This window comes from Daejeonella sp. (assembly GCF_037719425.1).
Classification (GTDB): domain Bacteria; phylum Bacteroidota; class Bacteroidia; order Sphingobacteriales; family Sphingobacteriaceae; genus Daejeonella.
In genome coordinates this window covers 1-2,081 of record NZ_JBBJNI010000200.1, presented here as the reverse complement: position 1 = coordinate 2,081, position 2,081 = coordinate 1, and the positions used below count along the sequence as shown (strand labels likewise).

Here is a 2,081-nt window from a genome sequence, read left to right as displayed (position 1 = left end):
AAGGGACTGCCATAGTCGTCTTTACCCTTCAAATCTCTTGGCAGGATTGGGGGAGCCCTCAAAGCGTCGAGCACCGGCCCGGCAACCTGGGGATAGCCGCGCGATCCGGTGATTGCCCTTTTGGTAACCTGTTTCACGACACTTAGCTGGACTTTATTAGTAAACCAGGAGTTTACTTCGTTGTTCAGATTCACGCGAAAGCTTCCCCGATTGTTGTTAGAGCCCAGCAACACTCCTTTGTCTTGCAGAAAATTTGCCGACACATAGTAGGAAGTTTTTTCTCCTCCGCCAGAGATGCTCACAGACACGTCTTCGCGCAGGCTAGGTCGAGTGATCTCGTTTAGCCAATCTGTATTCTGGTTTATTGTGTCAACATTGAAAGGCAGTGGATTGCTGGTAAGGGTTGCAAACTCATTGCGTATGGCTGCATATTGCTTGCCATTCATCAAAGCAAAGGGCTTTGCCAATTGGCCGAAGCTTGTTTTGTTGACCAGTTCCACCCTTCCTTCGCCCTTTTTACCTGATTTGGTCGTGATCAGTACAACACCATTAGCGCCACGGGAACCATAAATAGCAGTTGCCGATGCGTCTTTCAGCACTTGTATTGATTCTATATCGTTTGGATTGATCCCATAAAGTCCATTCTGATTAGTGCTCCCATACGAGCCTCCCGGAGCCTCTCTGTAGGGTGCCATGGGAAAGCCATCAACAACATACAGCGGTTCGTTGTTCCCGCTTAAGGAGTTATTGCCTCTTATTCTCACCACTGCATCTGCGCCGGGTTCACCTGAAGCAGTTGTTATCTGGATGCCCGTGGCCCTGCCCTGCAGGGCCTGGTCAATTGTATTTACCGTGGCAGTTTGGAACTGCTTGGCGGAAACGGTCGAGACAGAACTGGCCAGTTCTTTTTTATTTTGGGATCCATAGCCTACCACCACAACGCCGGTCAACGATTGTGAAGATGTCTCGAGGCTCACATTCAGCGTGGAGGTTTCCCCTACAACCATCTCTTTTTCCTCATATCCAACAGAACTGAACACGACAGTTTTTCCTCTGACGGCAGCAAGGGAGAAATTACCATCCGCATCCGTAACAGTAGTAAGTTTTGAGCCCTTTACCCTCACCGTTACGCCAGGAAGTCCGTTTGATGAAGTGATGTCAACCACTTTTCCGGTGACGGCTCCCTTTTGCGAAAACGCAGGCGGGGAAAGCAAAAATGCTACAATAAGCAATACAGGAAAACATTTTAAATAATAAATAATGGGTTTTTTTAACATGACATGCAATTTGTAATTAATGAGATTGGTGCTCATCCCGTCTCCGGTTACAGACAGTGATCGCAATGATTGTATATAGTCCATGGATATATAGTGTTAGGAGAAAAATCTCTTGTAAAACTTCCTTGATGCTCAACCAAGAATTTCATTTTGTATACGTGACGTGGCTAAGGTGGCTCGTGGGGCATCTCCGGCCAGAGCTGGCATTGAGCAAAAAAAGGATGAGGGACTTTCATATTCAAGCAATTTTCGTTAAGTGACAATGACAATAATAGCTAAAATAGTATTTACATTTAATTCAACCATCCTGCTCCTACATGCCCGGTGATCGTACCCTGGCTCACTTCGAAACTTCCAGAGATCGGAGGCTGGATAATGAAAAGGTGAAAGGCAAAAAATCCCATATCGGTTATCTTTGGGCGTGTAATAACACACGAGCCGGTCGGTCTTTCATGCATAAATCTTTTCTTACCTTTATACGTACCATATGAAAAATTCGACACTCGTGTGCGTTTATTCTCATGTTTTACAGGTTGTGCGTGAAAACTGAAACGGTAAGGCATCCTTGTTAATCATATAACCAATAGAATGAAAAAGATGAAACTTATTATTTTTTGCCTTACTGTTCTACTTTTTTTTAATTGTGGTAATATCTCTGGAAATAAAGTATTGGGACAAGAGAACTTTTCATCTGACACAACTTTAATCTTTAAACTAACAGAAGTGGCCACCGGACTTAATGGTCCCGTGGCTTTAGAGAATGCACATGATGGTTCCGGTAGGATTTTTGTCGGGGAGCAAGCG

At 44.7% G+C, this 2,081-nt stretch carries 3 protein-coding genes; 1 reads left to right on the top strand and 2 read right to left on the bottom strand.

The window, feature by feature from the left end; all coding sequences use genetic code 11:
• Both WKF69_RS18150 and WKF69_RS18145 read right to left on the bottom strand, forming a co-directional pair.
• On the bottom strand, nt 1–1,361 hold a 1,361-nt coding region (locus WKF69_RS18150), incomplete at its 3' end, for a SusC/RagA family TonB-linked outer membrane protein (RefSeq protein ID WP_340383745.1).
• A gap of 209 nt (nt 1,362–1,570) precedes the next feature.
• Nucleotides 1,571–1,780: a hypothetical protein gene (locus WKF69_RS18145; RefSeq protein ID WP_340383743.1), complete on the bottom strand. Its 210-nt coding sequence runs from the start codon at nt 1,778–1,780 to the stop codon at nt 1,571–1,573.
• Between the two features lie 85 nt (nt 1,781–1,865).
• On the opposite strand from WKF69_RS18145, the gene WKF69_RS18140 reads away from it, so the two are divergent.
• The coding region (locus WKF69_RS18140; RefSeq protein WP_340383741.1) for a hypothetical protein at nt 1,866–2,081 on the top strand (216 nt) is incomplete at its 3' end.